Raw genomic sequence first — 18823 nt, 5'->3', positions numbered from 1 at the left:
GATCATTATGGACCTAGTTAAGCACTACATTTCAGCAAGTTGTATTTCATTCACATTTAGTAGTCTATTTTATCTTTTTTTTAGTTGGTTAAAAGTTTTCCCACCTATGGATGAAGCAATGATTGTTCATATGCTGATTATTTCAATTTGCATTATCTGTTTGATTTTTATTACGCATCAGTTACCCATTCAAAATCCGCTCATTTTAAGGTTCATTGAATTACTAGATGTCATCATTGTACTTCTTGTTGCAGGTGCAGTTTTCAAAGTTTTCCCATTCACTTGGTATGATACACCGTTCATTATCACTACTGGAATATTGACTTATATCGTAGTCATTATCGTTACGTTTATGGGTAATCAAATGAGCGCTACGCAAATTAACGCCGCCATTGCAGGTAAAAAAAGGGGAGTCCCTATTGACTAACATAATTGAGGTAATTGGATTGTCGAAATCATTCGGAAAAATAAAAGCTGTAAACGACATCAGTTTCTATGTAGAAAAAGGCGCCCTCTTTTCTTTTTTAGGTACGAATGGTGCTGGGAAATCGACGACTATTTCAATTCTCTTGACGCTCCTCCAGCTAGACAGTGGTCATGTCTATGTAAATGGTTATACTGTCGGCAAGCACGACCAAGCCATTCGCCAGGAAATCGGCGTCGTATTTCAAGAGAGCTTACTTGATCCTTTATTGACCGTCAAAGAGAATTTAGCGATTCGGGGATCTTTTTATGGGATGCCGCGGCAAGAACGTAACGTTGCGATTACTCGAGTTATGGATATCGTGGATATACAGTCTATTTCGAATCGACCTTATGGGAAATTATCAGGTGGACAACGACGACGAGTGGATATTGCCCGCGCCCTTATTCATAAACCGAACATCTTAATTTTAGACGAACCGACAACAGGGCTTGATCCAGAAAGTCGAAAAAACATATGGGCTACCATACTGCAACTTCAAAAAGAAACAGGTATGACTGTTTTTCTAACGACACATTACATTGAAGAAGCAGCAAACTCGGATTATGTTGTCGTTATGAAAAAAGGCAGCATCGTGGCAAAAGGAACTCCTGAACAGTTGAAAAATAACTATTCAACAGATTTACTGACAATTTCTACGGAGCGAGCAGATGAGCTGCGAAGCTTGCTCATGTTAGATGGATTGGATTTCGATGACGAAAAGTCGCTGTTTACTATCCGCCTTAATCATACGACGGAAGCGATACCAATTTTGGTGAAATTCACTTCTTTCATCTCATCTTTTGAAGTGAAGAAATCCAGTTTGGATGATGTTTTTATCGCCATCAATGGAAAGGTTGGGAATCCGGATGATCGCATTTGCTAAACGGAATATCTTATTGTATTTTCGGGATAAAGCCACTGTCTTTTTCTCACTTCTAGCCGTCATTATTTTAATCGCATTGTACGTTTTATTCTTAGGGGATATGACCGCCAAAGGGCTTCCGGACTTCCCTGCAAAAAAGGCAGTGCTCACTACCTGGTTCATTGCAGGGATCCTAGCGGTAACCTCTATGACAACGACACTCGGCTCATTTGGCATCCTGGTAGAAGATCGCGCAAATAAAACATACATGGATTTTTACTCTTCCCCTATTTCAAGAACAAAGTTGGTGGGTGGCTATATCATCAGCGCATTGGTTATAGGTTTTATCATGTGTATGATTACGCTTCTTGTTTCAAATCTATTTCTCTTCGTTTCCGGAGAAGTGGTGCTGTCGTTCGGTAAAATGATGGCGGCAAGCGGTGTAATTATCTTATCCGTATTAGCTAGCGGATCAATGGTGCTTCTGTTGGTTTCCTTTTTCAAAACGTCAAATGCATTTGCCGCAGCAAGCACGGTTATCGGAACACTTCTTGGTTTTTTAGCTGGCATCTATATTCCGATTGGTGGACTGCCTGATTACATCCAATCAGTTGTCAAGCTGTTCCCGGTTTCCCATTCAGCCGCACTGTTTCGGCAATTAATAATGGAGGCACCCCTTCTAGAGGCCTTCTCTACCGCGCCAGTTGCCATGAAGCAAGCATTCGAAATTGATATGGGCATGTTATACGACATCAATGGTAAAAAAACTACCCAGTTATTTAGTATTATGTATCTCTGTGGTACAACATTGCTTTTTTTCGGACTATCGTTACTTGTTATGCGAAGGAAAAATAAATAAGCTTACACGTGCACATAGAGGGTGTTCCTCAATGCACGTGCAAGCTTTTATGTCATTCATTAATTCACCAAACGTCCCGTTATTCCTTGCGCTTCCCAGTAAGCATCGCGAATTTGGACTTTTTGAATTTTGCCAGATGCTGTTTTTGGAAGTTCATTGACGAAAGTTATGCCTGTAACTACTTTGAAATGGGCTAACTTTTCTTTGCAGAAAGCAATAATTTCCTGTTCGGTTGCGTTTCTATGCTCGCGTAATACAATATATGCGTGAGGTGTCTCTCCCCACTTCTCATGTGGAACCGCAATGACAGCAGCTTCCAGTACCGCAGGGTGTTCGTATAGGACACCTTCTACTTCAATCGATGATATATTCTCTCCGCCACTAATGATGACATCTTTCTTTCGGTCTACGATGTTGATATAACCATTTTCATCAATAGTCCCCATGTCCCCTGTTAAAAGCCGGCCATTTTGCAACGCTTGTTCCGTTGCATGATCGTTTTTCCAATAGCCTTTCATAACACCATGACTCCGCACTGCCACTTCCCCGACTTGTTTCCCGTCATGGGCAACTTCCACTCCATTTTCATCGACAATCCTAACATCGCTACCAATCATCGAGAATCCAGCCTTCGCTTTCAATTCAGTCTGTTCATTTTTTGACAACCCGGTCAAATGCGAGTGGATCGTTGAAATGAGGCTAAGCGGAGAGGATTCCGTCATACCATATACTTGGATGAACTCCCAACCCAGCTCTTCTTCGACCCTGACGATGAAGGCAGGAGGTGGTGCAGATCCTGCAATCACCACGCGAATGTCTTGATTGATGACCGGATGATGCTGATCATGATACAGCAGCAACGCATTTAATACGGTTGGTGCCATATGCAAGATGGATACTTTATGTTCTTGAAGTGCTTTAAATATGGATTCAGGCGTCGATTTTCTTGAACATATATGTGTAGCCCCATTTGCCGTGTAGTAAAAAGGAGAGCCCCAGCCATTGACATGGAACATTGGAAGAACGTGCAAATAGACGTCCGAGTCAGTGACCCTCAAATGATGCATCGTACTAAGCGCATGTAGATAATTATTACGATGCGTCAACATGACCCCTTTTGGATCTCCCGTTGTTCCACTCGTATACAGTAAGCTACAGACATCATTTTCATCCAGTTCTGCACGGTCAAATGCATCAGATGAGTAAGTAGCAAGCCAGTCGTCATAGCCCGTTTCTAGTGTTTCTTGATCTTTGTAGTGAACAATAATATGCTTTACCGTTTCAAATTGATCGATCACTGGTTTAATTAAGCCATAGAGATCTTGGTCGACAAAAAGAACTTTGGCTTCACTATGATTTAAGATGAATACGTAATCTTCCGGCTTTAAACGAATATTGAGCGGAACCATTACTGCACCAATTTGAAAAACGCCATAAAACCCTTCCAACATTTCAAGAGAATTCCCTGCTAAATAAGCGACCCTGTCCTCTTTTCCAATCCCTAACTCGCGTAGCCCTCTAGAAAGTTGGTTTACTCTATTATTCAGTTGTCGGTATGTAAAAACACGTTCTTCACAATGTACCGCATCCTTTTCTCCATACAAAGCAACTGCTCGATCGAGAAATTGCGGTAATACTAGTGGCATATCCATATAGATCACCTCACCATTTTGATATAGTATATAACACCTTGAATTTTCTGTCATTAGCAATTGTGCAACTTAGTGAGTAATTAATATGGATATGATTTATTAATAGAATGGAAAAAGTCTGATCTGTTAGCTAGAAAGCTCACTAACAGATCAGACTTCCTTATCTCATGCTTTACACTAGAACGGTCCAAAGTAGCATCGTAACTATAATTGTTGTTACGCCTTGTAACAGCGTTGCCATCGTTTGTGCCTTATACGCATCCGTCACTGTCATGCCACTAAATTGTGTAACAACCCAGAAGAAGCTGTCATTCACATGGCTAACAGTCATTGCTCCGGCACCAATCGCCATTACTACAAGCGCAAGTGGAATCGCTCCTTCAATTCCCATTGAAGGCAATAGTGGTGCTATTAATGTTGAGGTGATGACAAGTGAAGCAGTCGAAGATCCTTGGGCTGTTTTCAATGCGGCTGCGATAATAAATGGAATAAGGAGGAACAGAGCACCACCCGCTAACGCCTCCATATTCATGTTTGCGATAAGGTCTGCAATACCTGAATTTGAAATAACTTTCCCGAATGCTCCTCCTGCCCCAGTAATAAGAAGAATAGGAGCAGCTTCCTTCAATGCATCGCCAATCCAACCTGAAAGCGTTTCCTCATTAAATTTAGGAAGTAACAAAAACGATGCCAGCACACCGAATAGAAGCGCGACGGATGGTGCTCCTAAAAATCGTAGGAAGTTGATAAAAGCAGTGTCTTCGCCAGTAAGTGCTGCCACAGAACCGATTCCAATCAATACTATTGGCAGTACAATTGGCAAGAATGCTTTGAATGTGGAGGGCATTTTTCCGAACGATTCAACAATCTCTTCGTAATTCAGTCCGCCTTCCTCAGTATCTTCCGGTACTTCGATTTTTGAGGCTACTTTTACCGCCCAGAAATAACCAACAATAACTGCTGGAATCGCAACGAAAAGTCCAATTAAAATAATAGTCCCTAGATAATTTTCCGCGCCGATATTACCAGCTGCAGCAATTGGTCCCGGTGTTGGCGGAACTAACGTGTGTGTCGCATACAGTCCGGTTGCAAGTGCAACTGACATGGATGCAATCGCCACTTTTGAACGTTTCGCCAATGCCTTTTTCAAACTTGCTAATATAATGAAGCCAGAATCACAAAAAACAGGGATTGATACGATATAACCGATGATTGACATTGCCAACTGAGGGCGCTTTTCACCGATTACTCGTAAAACGACTTCCGCCATTCTATATGCCGCACCCGACTTTTCTAGAATGACTCCAATAATAGTCCCCGCGACAATGACAATCCCAATCGATTTCATTAATCCGCCGAATCCTTCATTGACATTTTCCACTACTGTGAGCAACGGCATGCCTGAAGCAATACCGACGAAAAATGCGCCGAGCAGTAAAGATAAAAACGGATGAACTTTAAAAACAGCTGTCAACACAACAACGAGCACAACACTAAGTGCAATAACTGCAAATAACATCTCTACACCCCTTTTGTATAGTTAGTTAAATAATTCTCCATTACCAACTTTGTTTTCGCTCTTAAATAATGACTTGCATGCGCAATCGACTCTTGTGATGAAACCGTTCCGTCTGTAATCGCATGTAATTCGTTGAATATGGGCGCCAATAGATCCCGGCTCTCTTGATCTATCACACCTGAAATAAGAATGATTGGCTTTCCCTCTTTATAGGCCACTTTCGCAACTCCAAATGGTGTTTTACCCGATAATGTCTGACTATCAGTTTTGCCTTCACCTGTAATAATTAAATCTGCGTCAGTAATTTGTTTGTCGAATGAAATCGCATTCAACACAACGTCGATACCCTGTTCCATTTCCCCAGGAAAAAAAGCTTGAAAAGCACCTCCGGCTCCCCCTGCTGCACCTGCTCCTTTTTTCCCGTGAAGAGAAATGCCGGTTAGTTGTTCAATTACATGGGCTAACCTCATCAAGTTTTCGTCAAGTCTATTTACCATCGCAGGACAAGCCCCTTTTTGTGGACCGAAAACAGCGGAAGCACCAGTTGGCCCGACAAATGGGTTACTGACATCACACGCAATTAGGAAAGTGCTTTCTGAAATTCGTTTATCAAAATCATGCATATCGATTGCATGAAGATTACCAAGTGAACCTCCCCCCCTTGACAATTCCACTCCGTTTCCACCCAGAAAACGCATTCCAAGTGCCTGTAACATTCCTACACCACCGTCGTTTGTCGCACTTCCCCCAAGCCCAATAATAAAATTGCGTAAGCCCGCGTCAAGTGCATGAACAATCAATTCGCCCGTGCCATAAGTCGATGTAACAAGTGGATTTCTTTCCTCTTCGTGCAACAGCATCAATCCAGATGCTTCCGCGATTTCAATGACAGACGTTTTCCTATCTCCAAGAACGCCATAAGCCGCCCCGACTTCTCGGCCAAGCGGATCTTGTACGACGACGGATACGATTTCTCCCCCCGTAGCGCCAACCAAACTGCTCATCGTTCCTTCCCCACCATCAGCCGCAGGAAGCATAACTGTCTCGATAGAGGGGTCAGCATCATAAATGCCTGCCACCATCGCTTCAGCTGCTTCAACGGCCGTTAAACTACCTTTAAATGAATCTGGTGCCACAACTACTTTCAAAAATACTTCCCCCTTAACTAAAGCGCTTACTAATAGTATAGTTGAGCTATTCAGATAATACGTTATGCTAATTGTATAGAATTACCCGTAATATTTCCGGAAAAGTTATACATGGGGGATAGAATAATGCTGACAAAGCAACTTGCAGATGAAATTGTTGAACAAACGATGGTCCGGTTAAACCGTAATTTGAATGTCATGGATACGAATGGAATGATTTTGGCTTCAGGTGAAGAACAGCGCATCAACAAAATACATGAAGGTGCAGCATACGTCGCAAAAACGAAGGAAATATTATGGATTACAGAAGAAAACATGGTAAATTGGCATGGCACAAAACCAGGCGTCAATATGCCGATTCATTTTCAGCAACAATTAGTTGGTGTCATTGGAATAACCGGTAATCCTGCAGATCTCCGAGAAATCGCAACACTTGTACAATTAACAACTGAAATGATGGTTCACCAGTCACTCATTACCTCGCGGGCGGAATGGAAACGGAAGATGAAAGAACTGATTTTTGAAGAGTTAATTAGCGGTGAGCCGCTTTCGTTGATTGTTAAGGAGAGACTTTCTCTTTTGGGATTTAGCACAATAAATCCATACACAACACTTTTAATCGAATTTAAGAGCTTCCTACCTTCCTCTCAAAGAATCATTGAAAAATTGGAGGATCAATTTGAAAAAAACTCTGTTCTCATTGGACATTCACAATTGAATGAGGTATTCATTTTAATTAGCGGAATGACTGAAACTACTTTGAAGAGAAAACTTTCTATTTTACTACTTACTTTGCAGAAAGACTCCCTTGTCAGAATTGGCGTTGGCTATCCCGTCAATTCTTTAGATGAAATTCGCTACTCCTATACTACCGCCAAAAATGCATTGCAATTTGCACAACCAACACAACATCTCATATACTTTGAGGATGTCGAGTTATTGGCCCTACTGAAAAAAAACGCCTCATCGAGTGAGACGTTCAGATTTTCAAGTAGAGTGTTAAAGGGATTGAATGAACAAATGAAACGTTCACTCTCCATCTATTTTTCTTGTAATCAGAACAACACTATAGCTGCTGCAACCTTAGAAGTTCACCGCCACACATTAACGTACCGGCTTCGAAAAATAGAAGAAATAAGCGGCTATAACCCAACCCTCTTTCATGATGCAGTTTTATTGAAAATCGCTCTTTTACTAGATGAAAAATAGGTATCGATCCCCCTTAAGCTATCCATTGCCTAAGGGGTTTTCCACATTTTCTCTATTCAGTTTTCTCGATTACCGTTCTCCCTCCCGCATACAACCCACTTGCGGATAAGCCCATCATCAAACCCACAAGTATACCTGCCTTAATGTCTTCTGGATAAATATAAATAATGCCCCCTACAACACCGAAGAGTAGTGATATGAACGGCAGTAGCCGCCTTGGCATCCCATACATCTTCAATAATTCCACGATTCCGATGATAAGCGGAATTAAAACGACATCATAGATTTCCAACGTTTCTCCTCCTCGAATAATTAGTCTACAATCGGATAACTGCTCAATAAAGTAAATGAATACGTAAATTTACTTGTGAAATCCAGTGGAGGTTCAACGGATTGGATGTGAATGTACAGAATTGTTGGTTGCATATAGAGCCAATGGTTATGTAATGAACTAACAATCAGCCTTTGCCGGGAAATAGAGTGCATGAATACTATGACAACTGACGTGCATTGCACACTTTGAGCTGCACCTTTTAAGGATTTTCATCTAATTTAGCATCTACATCTCCTACACTCTATGAAAAGTGACATGGATACATGTGTATTAATCTCCCAGACTTTTACTATATAATTAATTTATTATCATAAAATATCTATTTATTAGATTTAGAAAATTATCATTATATCGAAACGTTGTAATATAAACGTTAATTGAAATAACAGCGTTTCCAATAATTATTTTTGACAATTGAAAACGTTTAATTGTATTATAGTGAAATATGAAGGAGGCATCATCATGTCACAGCTAACTAAGAAACAGATCGTGGAGAGTGTTCCGCAAAAAGGCTTCTTCGGGCACCCGAAAGGTTTGTTCACATTATTCTTCACGGAATTCTGGGAACGGTTCTCGTATTATGGTATGAGAGCAATACTCGTGTACTATATGTACTACGAAGTATCAAATGGCGGACTTGGATTAGATAAAACTATCGCCTTGTCCATCGTGTCAATCTATGGTTCGCTGGTCTACATGTCAGGTATTATTGGCGGCTGGTTAGCTGACCGGGTATTCGGTACCTCAAAAGCAATTTTTTATGGTGGAATATTCATTATGCTTGGTCATATCGCGCTTGCAATTCCCGGTAACATTTCACTGTTCTTCGTTTCGATGATTCTTATCGTAATTGGTACAGGGTTACTAAAACCAAACGTCTCCAGTGTAGTTGGTGATATTTACCCTGAAAACGACAACCGTCGTGATTCAGGATTCAGCATCTTCTATATGGGTATTAACTTAGGTGCATTCATCTCACCACTTATCGTTGGTAGTTTAATGAAAACAAGTTTCCATCTAGGATTCGGTGTTGCTGCTATTGGAATGTTTTTCGGTTTATTAATGTTCGTTTTGACAAAAAAGAAAAGTCTCGGCTTAGCGGGTACACAAGTAGCGAATCCATTACAACCGTCCGAGAAAAGAAAAGTATTCTCAATTTTCGCAATTGCGGCTGTAGTGATTGGGATTCTTGTTGCAATTGCCATCCCTCGAGGTTGGCTGACTTTTGAATCATTCATTATAATTGTCGGTATTCTCGGCTTCCTTATCCCAACGGTTTATTTTATTGTTATGTATAGGAGTCCAAAAACAAATGATGTGGAACGGTCCCGAATAATTGCGTTCATCCCGCTCTTCTTATCAGCTGTCGTATTTTGGGCAATTGCCGAGCAAGGTTCAACAATTCTTGCAGTTTATGCAGATACACGAACAAACCTTAATATTTTTGGCTATCAAATTTCACCAGCCTTTTTCCAATCATTTAACCCATTGTTTATCATTACAATGGCTCCTGTCTTTGCATGGCTATGGATGAAACTTGGTGATCGGCAACCGAATATTCCGCAGAAGTTCTCGTTAGGTCTTCTGTTTGCCGGTTTATCATTCATCATTATTTTAGTGCCCGGCTATTTAGGTGGGACAGATGCTCTCGTGAACCCACTATGGCTCATCCTAAGCATCTTTGTCGTCGTCTTAGGGGAACTGTGCTTATCTCCGGTAGGATTGTCAGCTACGACTAAACTGGCGCCGGTAGCGTTCTCTGCGCAGACGATGAGTCTGTGGTTCCTATCGAATGCTGCTGCACAAGCGCTTAACGCACAGATCGTTAAATTATATAAACCTGAAACTGAAATGATGTATTTTGGAATCATCGGTGGAACAGCGATTCTATTAAGTTTCCTCTTATTCGCAATGTCGCCGGTTATCCAACGATTTATGAAAGGCGTACGCTAATACAATTGAAACAAAACAAGCAGCCCTGTGAGTTTACAGGGCTGCTTGTTTTGTTTCAACATAAGTCTTAAATCTTGCATTTAACAACCTCGAGTAAACTAAACATAGGATAGTTTACAGTTAGTTCCCCGTTCTATTGGATGAACATATAGTATCTAATAGAATGAAATAATACGTTAGTTAATATGGTCAAGGAGTGATAACTTTGAGAAGAAGCGACTCAGTATTCAATACGGGATTACAAAATAATGATAGTTCAACGGATACTGGTGCTAAAATTTCATTATGGGGTTCAGCAATTTCTACCTTAGGGGATGCCCTACAAACCCTAGGGGCCGCTATTTCAATCGAAGAAAGTAGGATTTCTGACATCCAACAGCAACAAGAACTTGATAAATTACAGAATCAAATTGACGAATTAAAAAATGATCAAGTACAGAATAACTCGCAGAGTACTGATATTGAGAAACTCAATAAGTTTTTGGAGATAATTGTTAAACGCTTAGAAAAGGAAGACGATACAAAAGAAAATTAAATACGCAAATTGAGTGGAGTAAAATCGCGAGATACAAACTCACTTGAAAATATCAGTTTTTAATTCGTTTACAAGCTTCACTAAATTATTCGTCATCTACTTTCCAAAATTATGATTATGATAACAAATTGTACTGATTAAGATTAAATCATCGTCAGTTCGCAATAACCACCGATTCTACCATGTCCCTCTATTCTCCATATGAATTACAAAACCACGGTCACAAGCGTAATGAATTCCCTTGAGGCGGACAAAACAACTAAATAGCTTAGTAAATAACAAATCGCAGTCTTTTCAACGCAGAACAATCAATATACAAGACTTTTTGAATGCTGATAACTCTAATGTGACAAAAGGAGAATTATTATATTTCGAGTTTCTTGATTAAGACCTTAACTTTTAAGAACCTGTTACGTTTCAAGCATCTATTACGACTGATAAAAATTTAAGCGACAAAATAGCGATAACTTCGCCCCTACTATTTGAACTGTTAAGGGCGAAACATTCGAAGGAATAAAAAAGTACTTATTTATATTGAACAAATAGAGAGCGAAGTCGCCTAACGAAGGAAAGTAGGCATCACCTCCCCCTAGATAATTCAATGGGTTCTTAATTTCAACATATCTTTTGCACTATACACAAAATTTTTATTTAGATTTAGCGAGAAATTAAACCACTTAGTGAATCTAGGTGGTTTTTTTGTTTATTTAACTTCTGAAAAAGTACGATTTCTTCTGTTTTTTTGCTTCATTCAAATAGAGAATTTGGAATCTCAACTCAATCATACTTTTTTAATTTCAGAATAGAAGAAATTAATTATCCTGTTGAATTCATTTTTATAATAAATTGTTTTTCTATTACTATTTCAATGATAAGATGAATTTGACCCTATTTTTAGATTAGAATGAAAGGGAGGATAATTATGATTGTTGGCTTGTCTATTATTTTAATACTAGTTTTATTTTTGCCGTTCACAGTAAAAATAGTTGAACGGAACTTAGAAGTGTTTTTATTCATTATGGGGATTTCCGCGGTCCTTGTCAGTCAAGTACTTGACTCAACTTTGATCGTTAAAGCCCTGGAGGATCCGATACATATAACCCTAGCCGTTATTATCGCTGGATTAGTATTCCGCTGGTTACAAAAACCTTTCGAAAAAAGTATACGAGGCATGAGCAAAGCAATTCCATTTCGCTTATTCTTAGCACTTATCGTTATCGTTTTAGGAATCCTTTCTAGCGTCATTACAGCAATTATTGCAGCAATTGTCCTGGTCGCAATAGTAGGCGTTTTGCGCCTTGACCGTAAATCAGAAATCCGTCTTGTCATCATTGCTTGTTATTCAATTGGGCTTGGTGCTGTTCTTACACCAATCGGGGAACCTCTATCAACAATCGCAACAAGCAAATTGGATGCAGACTTTTTCTATTTACTACGATTAATCGGTCCTGATATCATTCCAGGCGTCATTGCTTTTGGAATACTGGCCGCAATCATAATCAAGCCTTCAAACAAGTTGAACAGTTTAAAAGTTAATCAAGGAACCGAATCGTATATGGATATTATTATTCGTGGGATTAAAGTATATCTGTTCGTAATGGCCCTTACACTGCTTGGTGCAGGTTTCGAACCATTTATCGAAAGATACCTATTAGATTTAAACCCTCTTGTATTATATTGGATTAACATGATTTCAGCAGTGCTTGATAATGCTACATTAGCTGCAGCAGAAATCAGCCCTGTTATGAATGATTCGACAATTAAAGCCCTTTTACTTGGACTGTTAATCAGCGGAGGTATGTTAATACCCGGAAACATCCCAAATATCATAGCTGCCGGAAAACTTAATATTAAAAGCAGTGAGTGGGCTCGTTTTGGTGTTCCGATTGGCTTGATTGCAATGGTTATTTATTTCATAGTGATCGTGACTGTCGGATGAATTGAAAAAAGGATGTAAATTGAGGGGTTCCCCATTTTACATCCTTTTCCGTTTCTTAGGATATTATAAAAACTCGTACTATGGATAAGTTACCACATAGAGATTTCACGTCCAGACTCCTAAGCCTCCGAACAGGCACTTGCACTTGCACTTGCACTTGCGCTTTTGTTTTTTATACTTATTTCTTCTTGGTAACTCTTCCAAGAGCGAAAGCTCCGACAGCCAAGCCAAGAATTGTATTTGTTTTCTTATTGAACACTTGTTTAACAACAAGATTCAAGTTTTGTGGTCTTTCAGCAAGGCGACGCATGAAATAGCCGTACCAGTCATTCCCAAAAGGAACGTATGTACAGAAATTATACCCTTCGCTAGCCAATTGCAATTGCATGTCCTTTCTAAAACCGTATAGCATTTGGAACTCGAATTTATCATTCGGGATGTCATTTTCTTTAACAAATTGTTTTACATGATTAATGACATGATGATCATGTGTTGCAATTGACGTGAATTTACCATTTAACAAATGCCATTCGATCAATTGAATATAGTTTTCATCGATTTCTTTTTTATCTTGATAAGCATATTCTTCAGTCTCTTTATAAGCACCTTTTACAATACGCAAACGGAAATTTTTGTAATTTTGAATATCTTCTACCGCGCGGAAGAAATAAGCTTGAATTACCGTTCCGATATTGTCATAGTCCTTAGACAACTCATCGAGGAGATCAAATGATGGTTGCAAACGAGCATGATCTTCCATATCAAAGTTAATAAAAATTTCATAACTTTTTGCTTTAGCTGCAATTTCTTTTAGATTTTCCAAACAGAAATCAATATCTATATCTAAACCTAATTGAGATGGTTTTAGAGAAATATGAGCATCGACCCCGTGTTCGTGAATAGCTTCGATGACTTCCAAAATTTGTTTTTTCGCAGCTAATGCTTCCTCTTTTTCAAAGACGAATTCCCCAAGGTTATCTACCGTACAAGAAATCCCATGTGCATTCAGTTCTTTAATACTTTGGATAGTTTCAGCTACATTAGTTCCTGCTACAACATTTTGTGCTCCCATTTTTAAGCCGTATTTTTTTGCCGCGCTATTCAAAAGCTGGTTTTGGGACAATCCGATAAAGAAGTCTTTTAACATGTTATATGCTCCTCAATATTGTTTTTTATTTTTTAATTATATCACACGACCGTGCTTTTGCTGAAATGATAACTGGTTACAGAATCATTAGTTGTTCAAAGAACTTTTTTCCAGATAATTTTGCCACACTTCGACAAGTAAGCAAATGCCCCAATAGATTAGACCTACCAAAATATAAACCGTCATATAGTCGAATTCCCTGCCCCCAACGATTTTTGCGCGTTGAAACAGATCGGGCACAGTAATCATCGCAGCCAATGAAGATGCTTTGATCAAATCTAGTAGAACATTAGACAATGGCGGAATTGCGATTCGTGTTGCTTGTGGTAAAATTACAAAAAGCAATGACTGCCAATAGGACATCCCTAATGCAGTGGCAGCTTCCCATTGTCCCTTATCAATTGAGTTAAGCGACGATCGGATAATCTCAGCCATATAAGCTGAAGAGTGAAGGCTGAAGCCTATTAAAGCGGCAGTGACAGCTGAAAATTGAATTCCGATATTAGGCAAACCAAAATAGAGTAAAAATAGGAATACAAGCATCGGTGTACCCCGCATATAGGATATGAAGATACGTGCTGGCCACCTAAATAGTACTAATTTAGACGTTCTGCCTAGCGCCAGGAAGAAGCCCAATATCAGCCCGCACACCATGCCCCCAAAGGAAATGAGTATGGTGTAACCAACCCCCTGCAAAATATACGGAAATGACTCGATGGCAAGCTGCAAATCGAAAATGTGTTGCCATTCAATTCCACTCACATTACAAGCCGCCTTTTCGATTATTCAAAATCATAGTCTTGTTCAACTGATACATCTTCCCCACCAAAGAATTGCTTCGACAATTCAGAAATTGTTCCATCCGCGTGCATTTCGACAAGTACGGAGTTCACTTGCTTTAGTAGTTCATCATTGTCTTTTTTCATGATGATTGCTTGGACATTCGGATGATATTTGATATCCGGATGGATCATGATTTCAAACTCCGGAAATGCAGCAAGTGCCAATTTTTGTAAGTAGTAATCATTCAAGATGACATCCGTACGGCCTATAGAAACATCACGCAAATACACATCATTTGTGACGTTATCATAAATCACCTCTTCAGCACCGTGGTCGCGTCCAACTTGCATATAAACGGAAGTTGCAGCCCCAGCCGCTTTTTTTCCTTTCAAATCTTCAAGAGACTCAATACCTGAATGATCCGATTTCCGTACGATAGCAGTACCGAATGAATACTTATAAGGCTCAGAAAAAGTGAATTTCTCTTCCCGTTCGGGTGTGATTTCAATATCATTCACTGCTAGATCAGCTTGCCCACTATTCAAAGAAGTAAGCATTCCGTCTAGACCCATTTCAACGTATTTGATCTCCAGCTTCAGACGCTTTCCTAGCTCGTTCATTATTTCAACTTCGTACCCCGTTAGTTCCTTGCTTTCGCCGTCATGGTATGATGCTGGATAAAGAGTTCCAGACGTTGCGACAACAATTTCACCTTTTTCTTGAATGTTCTCCCAAGTGGAAGTTTTAGAACCACTCTCCTTATTTGTATCGCCACTAGCACCACAAGCAGCTAAAACAACCATCATTGAAAATAGTAATAAAGACAGGAAGATTTTACTAAGATGTTTTTCTTTTGTCATCGAGATTCTCCTTTTGAAAATAGTATTTTACAAATAATTGTCCACTGAAAATTATAATACATTCTTAGTTAAGATGTAACCCTTATGATTCTAAATTAGGAATACAGATAGTTTAGAATTGGGGGGTTATTAGAGAAAAATGAAAAATAGTGATGGGATTATGGTATATTCATAAACAATTAGTTTTATATTCAGAGTAAAAGGAGATGTTCCCAAATGTGGGGATCTTTCAAGTTGGATAGCATTAAAGACCTGATACGTATTTCACTTAAAGGGTTTTCTCAAGTAATGTTAATCGACAATGCAATCTCAGGAGGGTTAATTCTTTTAGGGATAATGCTACACTCTCCCCTTCTTGGATTAATGGCACTACTGTCTTCCATGATTGGTACGGTGACGGGAAAATATTGTGGAGGAGACCAAATTGCAGTTAGCCATGGAATATATGGGTTTAACGCCATCCTTTCCGGTATCGCGGTAATGTTATTTTTACAAAATGATTGGAACTGGGTTATTGCACTATTTGCTGCAATAGCAGCTGCTTTGCTTATGGCTATCTTATCGAAGTTTTTAGCCAAGTGGAATATTCCCTTGCTCACTTTTCCATTTCTTTTTGTAACATGGGTTAGCCTTTTTGCGGCATATCGTTTTAGCGCAATGCATGTAAACCCGTCATTTGTCACATCATCTCCTGCTAACTGGAATCTTCCAGTTGAAGGTAAACCCAATTTCTTTCTCGGTTTAATAAAAGGTGTAGGTGAAGTATTCATTATTGACTCTCTATGGGCAGGTTCGCTTATTCTAATTGCTCTCTTCGTGGCTGGATGGAGATTTGGTGTCTATGCGATTATTGGGACATTTGTGTCTTGGCTAACTGCATACTCGCTAGGGGTCGATGTTGAATTGCTAGATTTAGGTCTCTATAATTATAATGCCGTGTTAGCAATGATTGCCGTGGGTCTAATGTTCGATGAAAAAAATAATTTCCCCCTAATGGGTATATTTGCAGCTGCAATGACAGTCCCAATTGCAGCAGGTATGGATTTAATTCTTTATCCGAAAGGGCTTCCCGTATTAACATCTCCCTTTATCATTAGTACATGGCTATTTTTAGCGATGAGGAGAACGATACCCATATTTGAGCCACAAATCACAGAAAAGTAGCAAGAAAATACATAATTAAAATGTGTAAAGACCCGCAAAAGCAATTAGCTTTTTGCGGGTCTTTTTTTAATAAGAATAAGAAAATATTAGTTTTTTGACTTAGAATAGTGTCTAGCTCCAGGCGCTTTCGCTTTTCTTAATTATTCCAATCTGAACTGCCCGACAAGTTTCTCCAGATCTTGTGCCATATGACTCATTTCAGTAGAACGTGTTGCAACTTCTTCAATTGAAGCTGATGTCTGCTCTGTTGCAGCCGAGATATTGTTAGACATATCTTCAATTGAATGAATCGATTGCGTCAAGTCATTGATGAGTACTACTACACGATTTGAACTTTCTGCTTCAGCTGTCGTTAATTCTGAAATTAAGTTAATTTCCTTAACAGTTTCAGAGACGGCAATTGAAATGTTACTTAAGGAAGTTGCAGTCAAACGAACCGTTTCTGTTCCGGATTCAATAAGTTTTGTGCTCTCTGATGTAGAAGTAACAACTCGACCGATACTTTCAGTAATATCTTGCACTAGCTTTTCTACTTCAAGAACTTCTTTATTGGACTGTTCTGCAAGTTTTCTTACTTCCTCCGCAACGACCGCAAATCCTTTGCCATGTTCACCAGCACGTGCAGCTTCTATCGATGCATTAAGCGCAAGTAAATTCGTTTGGGCAGCAATGCCTGCAATTGAACTGGTGATATTTTGAATTTTAGTTGTAGATTCAATTAGATTTTGAATCGTACCACCTGCTTCATTTGAGGAGACTCTGATTTTCTCCATATCATTACTAATGTCATTTACGCTATGCTGACCTTCTTCTGCAATTTTCATTGTCCGCTCAGAGTTCCCCGCACTTAGTTCAGCTTTCTCTTTTGAATCCTGAAGATCATTCGCCAGAGAAGACAAGATTTTGGATGCATGTTCTGCATTGATTGTCCCGTCGGAGATAGAAGCTGCGGTTTCACTCATATTGTGTGCGACCTGTTGAATCGCCATCTGCATTTCATTTAATGAAGCAGCTGTGTCAAGTGAGTTTTGCGTTAATTGAACAGCTGTTGTTTTGACTGTCCCAATCGTATTGCGCAAGTTCGCTGTCATCATGTTTAATGTTCGTCCTAAATCGCCAACTTCATCTTTACTTGTTACAACTGTATCTTCAATGCCGAGATTTCCATTCGCAATTTCTTTCGCATGTGCGATTAAAGCTGAAATCGACTTTGTTTTACGTCTGATTAGCATAATTGTAATGATCGATGCGATGATCATTGGAATAAGGCTGATTAAAATACCATTCCGAACAACATCCCATGTTCTTCCAGCAACAATTGAACCATCAAAATCGATAACGCTGATTGCGATGATTTCTCCATTTGGATCGTGATTTTCAAATATCGGTGCATAACCAGATAGACGTTTTAGACCTGCAAATTCATAGAGCTCTGTGTAAGTTGAATGCTTCATATCCAAGAGCATTGCAAGCGCTTTTTCATCAACCGGAACCGAATCACCTGGTTCGAATCCTTTTGCACTTAAATGGTCATCAAGTGCTAGAATTTTCCCATCTAGATCAATGATGTATTGAGTCTCGAAAATAGCTTTATGATTGAGTGTCCAGTTAAGCTGTTGACCAACCTCATCCATCGTTTCGCGGTCACCTTTAAGCATTTTTCCCACGTCTTCCGGCCGGATCAAACCTGTTGTAATACTCGCGCATCCATACGCTTCAACACCTGCGGCATCATATAATTTATCGTAAGCTGTTTTATATGTTGCGATGGACGTAATCGCTAACATTGCAACCATGATACCGACAATAATCGTTCCCAATTGTACCGTTAGTGTATTTCTCATTGTTTTTCCCCCTACTATTCTACTAGTCTATAATACTCTATAAATCAACAAAAACAAAGTCCGTAAGACATAGATTATTCGTCCGTTTCATGCCTAATTAGACAAATTTCTGTTATTTTTGATGTTATCTTCTATGATAAGAGGGGATTATCTTCTGTATTGCCTACGGATAAATAATATAATTAGATATGTTGAATTAAAGAATCCCATTGAATCTGTCGTGGCACTCAATAATAAGAGAGGTGTAATTCGGGGTGTGGATTGTAGAACACTTGGCGCTAGGGGATGCCTCTCACCATAAGCCAGATGAGGTATTCTTTAACCTATCTGGAATAACCTCTTGGCATTAACTGTATAATTATAGTCAAGAAAGACGCAATCCAGGTTGCAGATTTCACCACTAATAATGAAATGCTCTTTCTCACATAGACCATCCAGCGAAGGCGCGACTTCGTGGTAGCCGGAGCGATAAGACTAAGGAGGGATGCAGTTCAATCCCTCCCAAGGGGTCTTCTTTCTGGCTTATCGCGGGAGGCATCCACAAAGCGT

Annotated in this window: 16 protein-coding genes and 1 pseudogene; 8 read left to right on the top strand and 9 right to left on the bottom strand. The window is 39.5% G+C overall.

What is annotated here, in order from left to right; translation table 11 throughout:
* Nucleotides 1-7 precede the first annotated feature (7 nt).
* From ACP8HG_RS05550 to ACP8HG_RS05540, 3 genes are read left to right on the top strand one after another with little or no spacing between them, the layout of a single operon-like run.
* A complete protein-coding gene (locus tag ACP8HG_RS05550) occupies nucleotides 8-427 on the top strand; it encodes a hypothetical protein (protein WP_187047728.1) in 420 nt (139 codons plus the stop codon).
* Nucleotides 420-1349, top strand: coding sequence for an ABC transporter ATP-binding protein (locus tag ACP8HG_RS05545; protein WP_067209047.1), 930 nt, complete (start codon nucleotides 420-422; stop codon nucleotides 1347-1349). The genes ACP8HG_RS05550 and ACP8HG_RS05545 overlap by 8 nt, the downstream gene beginning before the upstream one ends.
* On the top strand, nucleotides 1312-2187 hold the full coding sequence (locus ACP8HG_RS05540; RefSeq protein WP_438298314.1) for an ABC transporter permease: 876 nt from the start codon (nucleotides 1312-1314) through the stop codon (nucleotides 2185-2187). Before ACP8HG_RS05545 ends, ACP8HG_RS05540 begins: the two co-directional genes overlap by 38 nt.
* Nucleotides 2188-2246: 59 nt before the next feature.
* Here the strand turns inward: ACP8HG_RS05540 and ACP8HG_RS05535 are convergent, their stop codons facing one another.
* From ACP8HG_RS05535 to ACP8HG_RS05525, 3 genes are all read right to left on the bottom strand, one after another.
* Nucleotides 2247-3839, bottom strand: coding sequence for a long-chain-fatty-acid--CoA ligase (locus ACP8HG_RS05535; protein ID WP_438298313.1), 1593 nt, complete (start codon nucleotides 3837-3839; stop codon nucleotides 2247-2249).
* A gap of 172 nt (nucleotides 3840-4011) precedes the next feature.
* Nucleotides 4012-5358: a GntP family permease gene (locus tag ACP8HG_RS05530; RefSeq protein WP_338652428.1), complete on the bottom strand. Its 1347-nt coding sequence runs from the start codon at nucleotides 5356-5358 to the stop codon at nucleotides 4012-4014.
* A 2-nt stretch (nucleotides 5359-5360) separates the two neighbouring features.
* On the bottom strand, nucleotides 5361-6506 hold the full coding sequence (locus ACP8HG_RS05525; RefSeq protein ID WP_338652429.1) for a glycerate kinase: 1146 nt from the start codon (nucleotides 6504-6506) through the stop codon (nucleotides 5361-5363).
* 126 nt (nucleotides 6507-6632) lie between these two features.
* On the opposite strand from ACP8HG_RS05525, the gene ACP8HG_RS05520 reads away from it, so the two are divergent.
* Nucleotides 6633-7715, top strand: coding sequence for a CdaR family transcriptional regulator (locus ACP8HG_RS05520; RefSeq protein WP_342538168.1), 1083 nt, complete (start codon nucleotides 6633-6635; stop codon nucleotides 7713-7715).
* Nucleotides 7716-7767: 52 nt separating this feature from the next.
* Here the strand turns inward: ACP8HG_RS05520 and ACP8HG_RS05515 are convergent, their stop codons facing one another.
* Together ACP8HG_RS05515 and ACP8HG_RS05510 are read right to left on the bottom strand one after the other, a co-directional pair.
* Nucleotides 7768-8007 carry a hypothetical protein gene (locus ACP8HG_RS05515; RefSeq protein WP_067209032.1) on the bottom strand — a complete coding sequence of 80 codons (240 nt, stop codon included), beginning with the start codon at nucleotides 8005-8007 and terminating at the stop codon, nucleotides 7768-7770.
* Between the two features lie 20 nt (nucleotides 8008-8027).
* Nucleotides 8028-8204, bottom strand: a pseudogene (locus ACP8HG_RS05510) (DUF1259 domain-containing protein); the annotation flags it as partial.
* A gap of 307 nt (nucleotides 8205-8511) precedes the next feature.
* On the opposite strand from ACP8HG_RS05510, the gene ACP8HG_RS05505 reads away from it, so the two are divergent.
* The 3 genes from ACP8HG_RS05505 to ACP8HG_RS05495 all read left to right on the top strand — a co-directional run bounded on the left by ACP8HG_RS05505 (nucleotide 8512) and on the right by ACP8HG_RS05495 (nucleotide 12476).
* A complete protein-coding gene (locus ACP8HG_RS05505) occupies nucleotides 8512-10002 on the top strand; it encodes a peptide MFS transporter (protein WP_067209029.1) in 1491 nt (496 codons plus the stop codon).
* Nucleotides 10003-10207: 205 nt separating this feature from the next.
* Complete coding sequence (locus ACP8HG_RS05500) at nucleotides 10208-10537, top strand: hypothetical protein (RefSeq protein WP_067209027.1); 330 nt, start codon at nucleotides 10208-10210, stop codon at nucleotides 10535-10537.
* A gap of 922 nt (nucleotides 10538-11459) precedes the next feature.
* Nucleotides 11460-12476, top strand: a complete 1017-nt coding sequence (locus ACP8HG_RS05495; protein ID WP_340742067.1) for a DUF1646 family protein — start codon at nucleotides 11460-11462, stop codon at nucleotides 12474-12476.
* A 178-nt stretch (nucleotides 12477-12654) separates the two neighbouring features.
* Here ACP8HG_RS05495 and ACP8HG_RS05490 read toward each other — a convergent pair whose 3' ends face one another.
* The 3 genes from ACP8HG_RS05490 to ACP8HG_RS05480 form a co-directional block, all read right to left on the bottom strand.
* The gene (locus ACP8HG_RS05490; protein WP_067209021.1) at nucleotides 12655-13623 is read right to left on the bottom strand and encodes a proline dehydrogenase family protein; all 969 of its coding nucleotides are present in this window, start codon (nucleotides 13621-13623) and stop codon (nucleotides 12655-12657) included.
* 87 nt (nucleotides 13624-13710) lie between these two features.
* Nucleotides 13711-14385 (bottom strand): amino acid ABC transporter permease, encoded by a 675-nt coding sequence (locus ACP8HG_RS05485; RefSeq protein WP_067209019.1) that lies wholly within the window; start codon nucleotides 14383-14385, stop codon nucleotides 13711-13713.
* Between the two features lie 20 nt (nucleotides 14386-14405).
* Complete coding sequence (locus ACP8HG_RS05480; RefSeq protein WP_187047720.1) at nucleotides 14406-15266, bottom strand: transporter substrate-binding domain-containing protein; 861 nt, start codon at nucleotides 15264-15266, stop codon at nucleotides 14406-14408.
* A 216-nt stretch (nucleotides 15267-15482) separates the two neighbouring features.
* On the opposite strand from ACP8HG_RS05480, the gene ACP8HG_RS05475 reads away from it, so the two are divergent.
* Entirely contained in the window at nucleotides 15483-16430 is a 948-nt protein-coding gene (locus tag ACP8HG_RS05475; protein WP_067209014.1) for an urea transporter, read from the top strand.
* A 140-nt stretch (nucleotides 16431-16570) separates the two neighbouring features.
* Here ACP8HG_RS05475 and ACP8HG_RS05470 read toward each other — a convergent pair whose 3' ends face one another.
* The gene (locus ACP8HG_RS05470) at nucleotides 16571-18274 is read right to left on the bottom strand and encodes a methyl-accepting chemotaxis protein (RefSeq protein ID WP_187047718.1); all 1704 of its coding nucleotides are present in this window, start codon (nucleotides 18272-18274) and stop codon (nucleotides 16571-16573) included.
* Between the last annotated feature and the right edge of the window lie 549 nt (nucleotides 18275-18823).

Source organism: Sporosarcina sp. FA15 (assembly GCF_051550195.1).
Taxonomy (GTDB): Bacteria; Bacillota; Bacilli; order Bacillales_A; family Planococcaceae; genus Sporosarcina; species Sporosarcina psychrophila.
This window is presented reverse-complemented; position numbering and strand designations above follow the sequence as displayed.

Coding starts and splice junctions, on each gene's coding strand:
- ACP8HG_RS05550 (WP_187047728.1), top strand. CDS start 8: ATGGACCTAGTTAAGCACTACATTTCAGCAAGTTGTATTTCATTCACA.
- ACP8HG_RS05540 (WP_438298314.1), top strand. CDS start 1,312: ATGGAAAGGTTGGGAATCCGGATGATCGCATTTGCTAAACGGAATATC.
- ACP8HG_RS05535 (WP_438298313.1), bottom strand. CDS start 3,839: ATGGATATGCCACTAGTATTACCGCAATTTCTCGATCGAGCAGTTGCT.
- ACP8HG_RS05530 (WP_338652428.1), bottom strand. CDS start 5,358: ATGTTATTTGCAGTTATTGCACTTAGTGTTGTGCTCGTTGTTGTGTTG.
- ACP8HG_RS05520 (WP_342538168.1), top strand. CDS start 6,633: ATGCTGACAAAGCAACTTGCAGATGAAATTGTTGAACAAACGATGGTC.
- ACP8HG_RS05505 (WP_067209029.1), top strand. CDS start 8,512: ATGTCACAGCTAACTAAGAAACAGATCGTGGAGAGTGTTCCGCAAAAA.
- ACP8HG_RS05495 (WP_340742067.1), top strand. CDS start 11,460: ATGATTGTTGGCTTGTCTATTATTTTAATACTAGTTTTATTTTTGCCG.
- ACP8HG_RS05490 (WP_067209021.1), bottom strand. CDS start 13,623: ATGTTAAAAGACTTCTTTATCGGATTGTCCCAAAACCAGCTTTTGAAT.
- ACP8HG_RS05480 (WP_187047720.1), bottom strand. CDS start 15,266: ATGACAAAAGAAAAACATCTTAGTAAAATCTTCCTGTCTTTATTACTA.
- ACP8HG_RS05475 (WP_067209014.1), top strand. CDS start 15,483: ATGTGGGGATCTTTCAAGTTGGATAGCATTAAAGACCTGATACGTATT.
- ACP8HG_RS05470 (WP_187047718.1), bottom strand. CDS start 18,274: ATGAGAAATACACTAACGGTACAATTGGGAACGATTATTGTCGGTATC.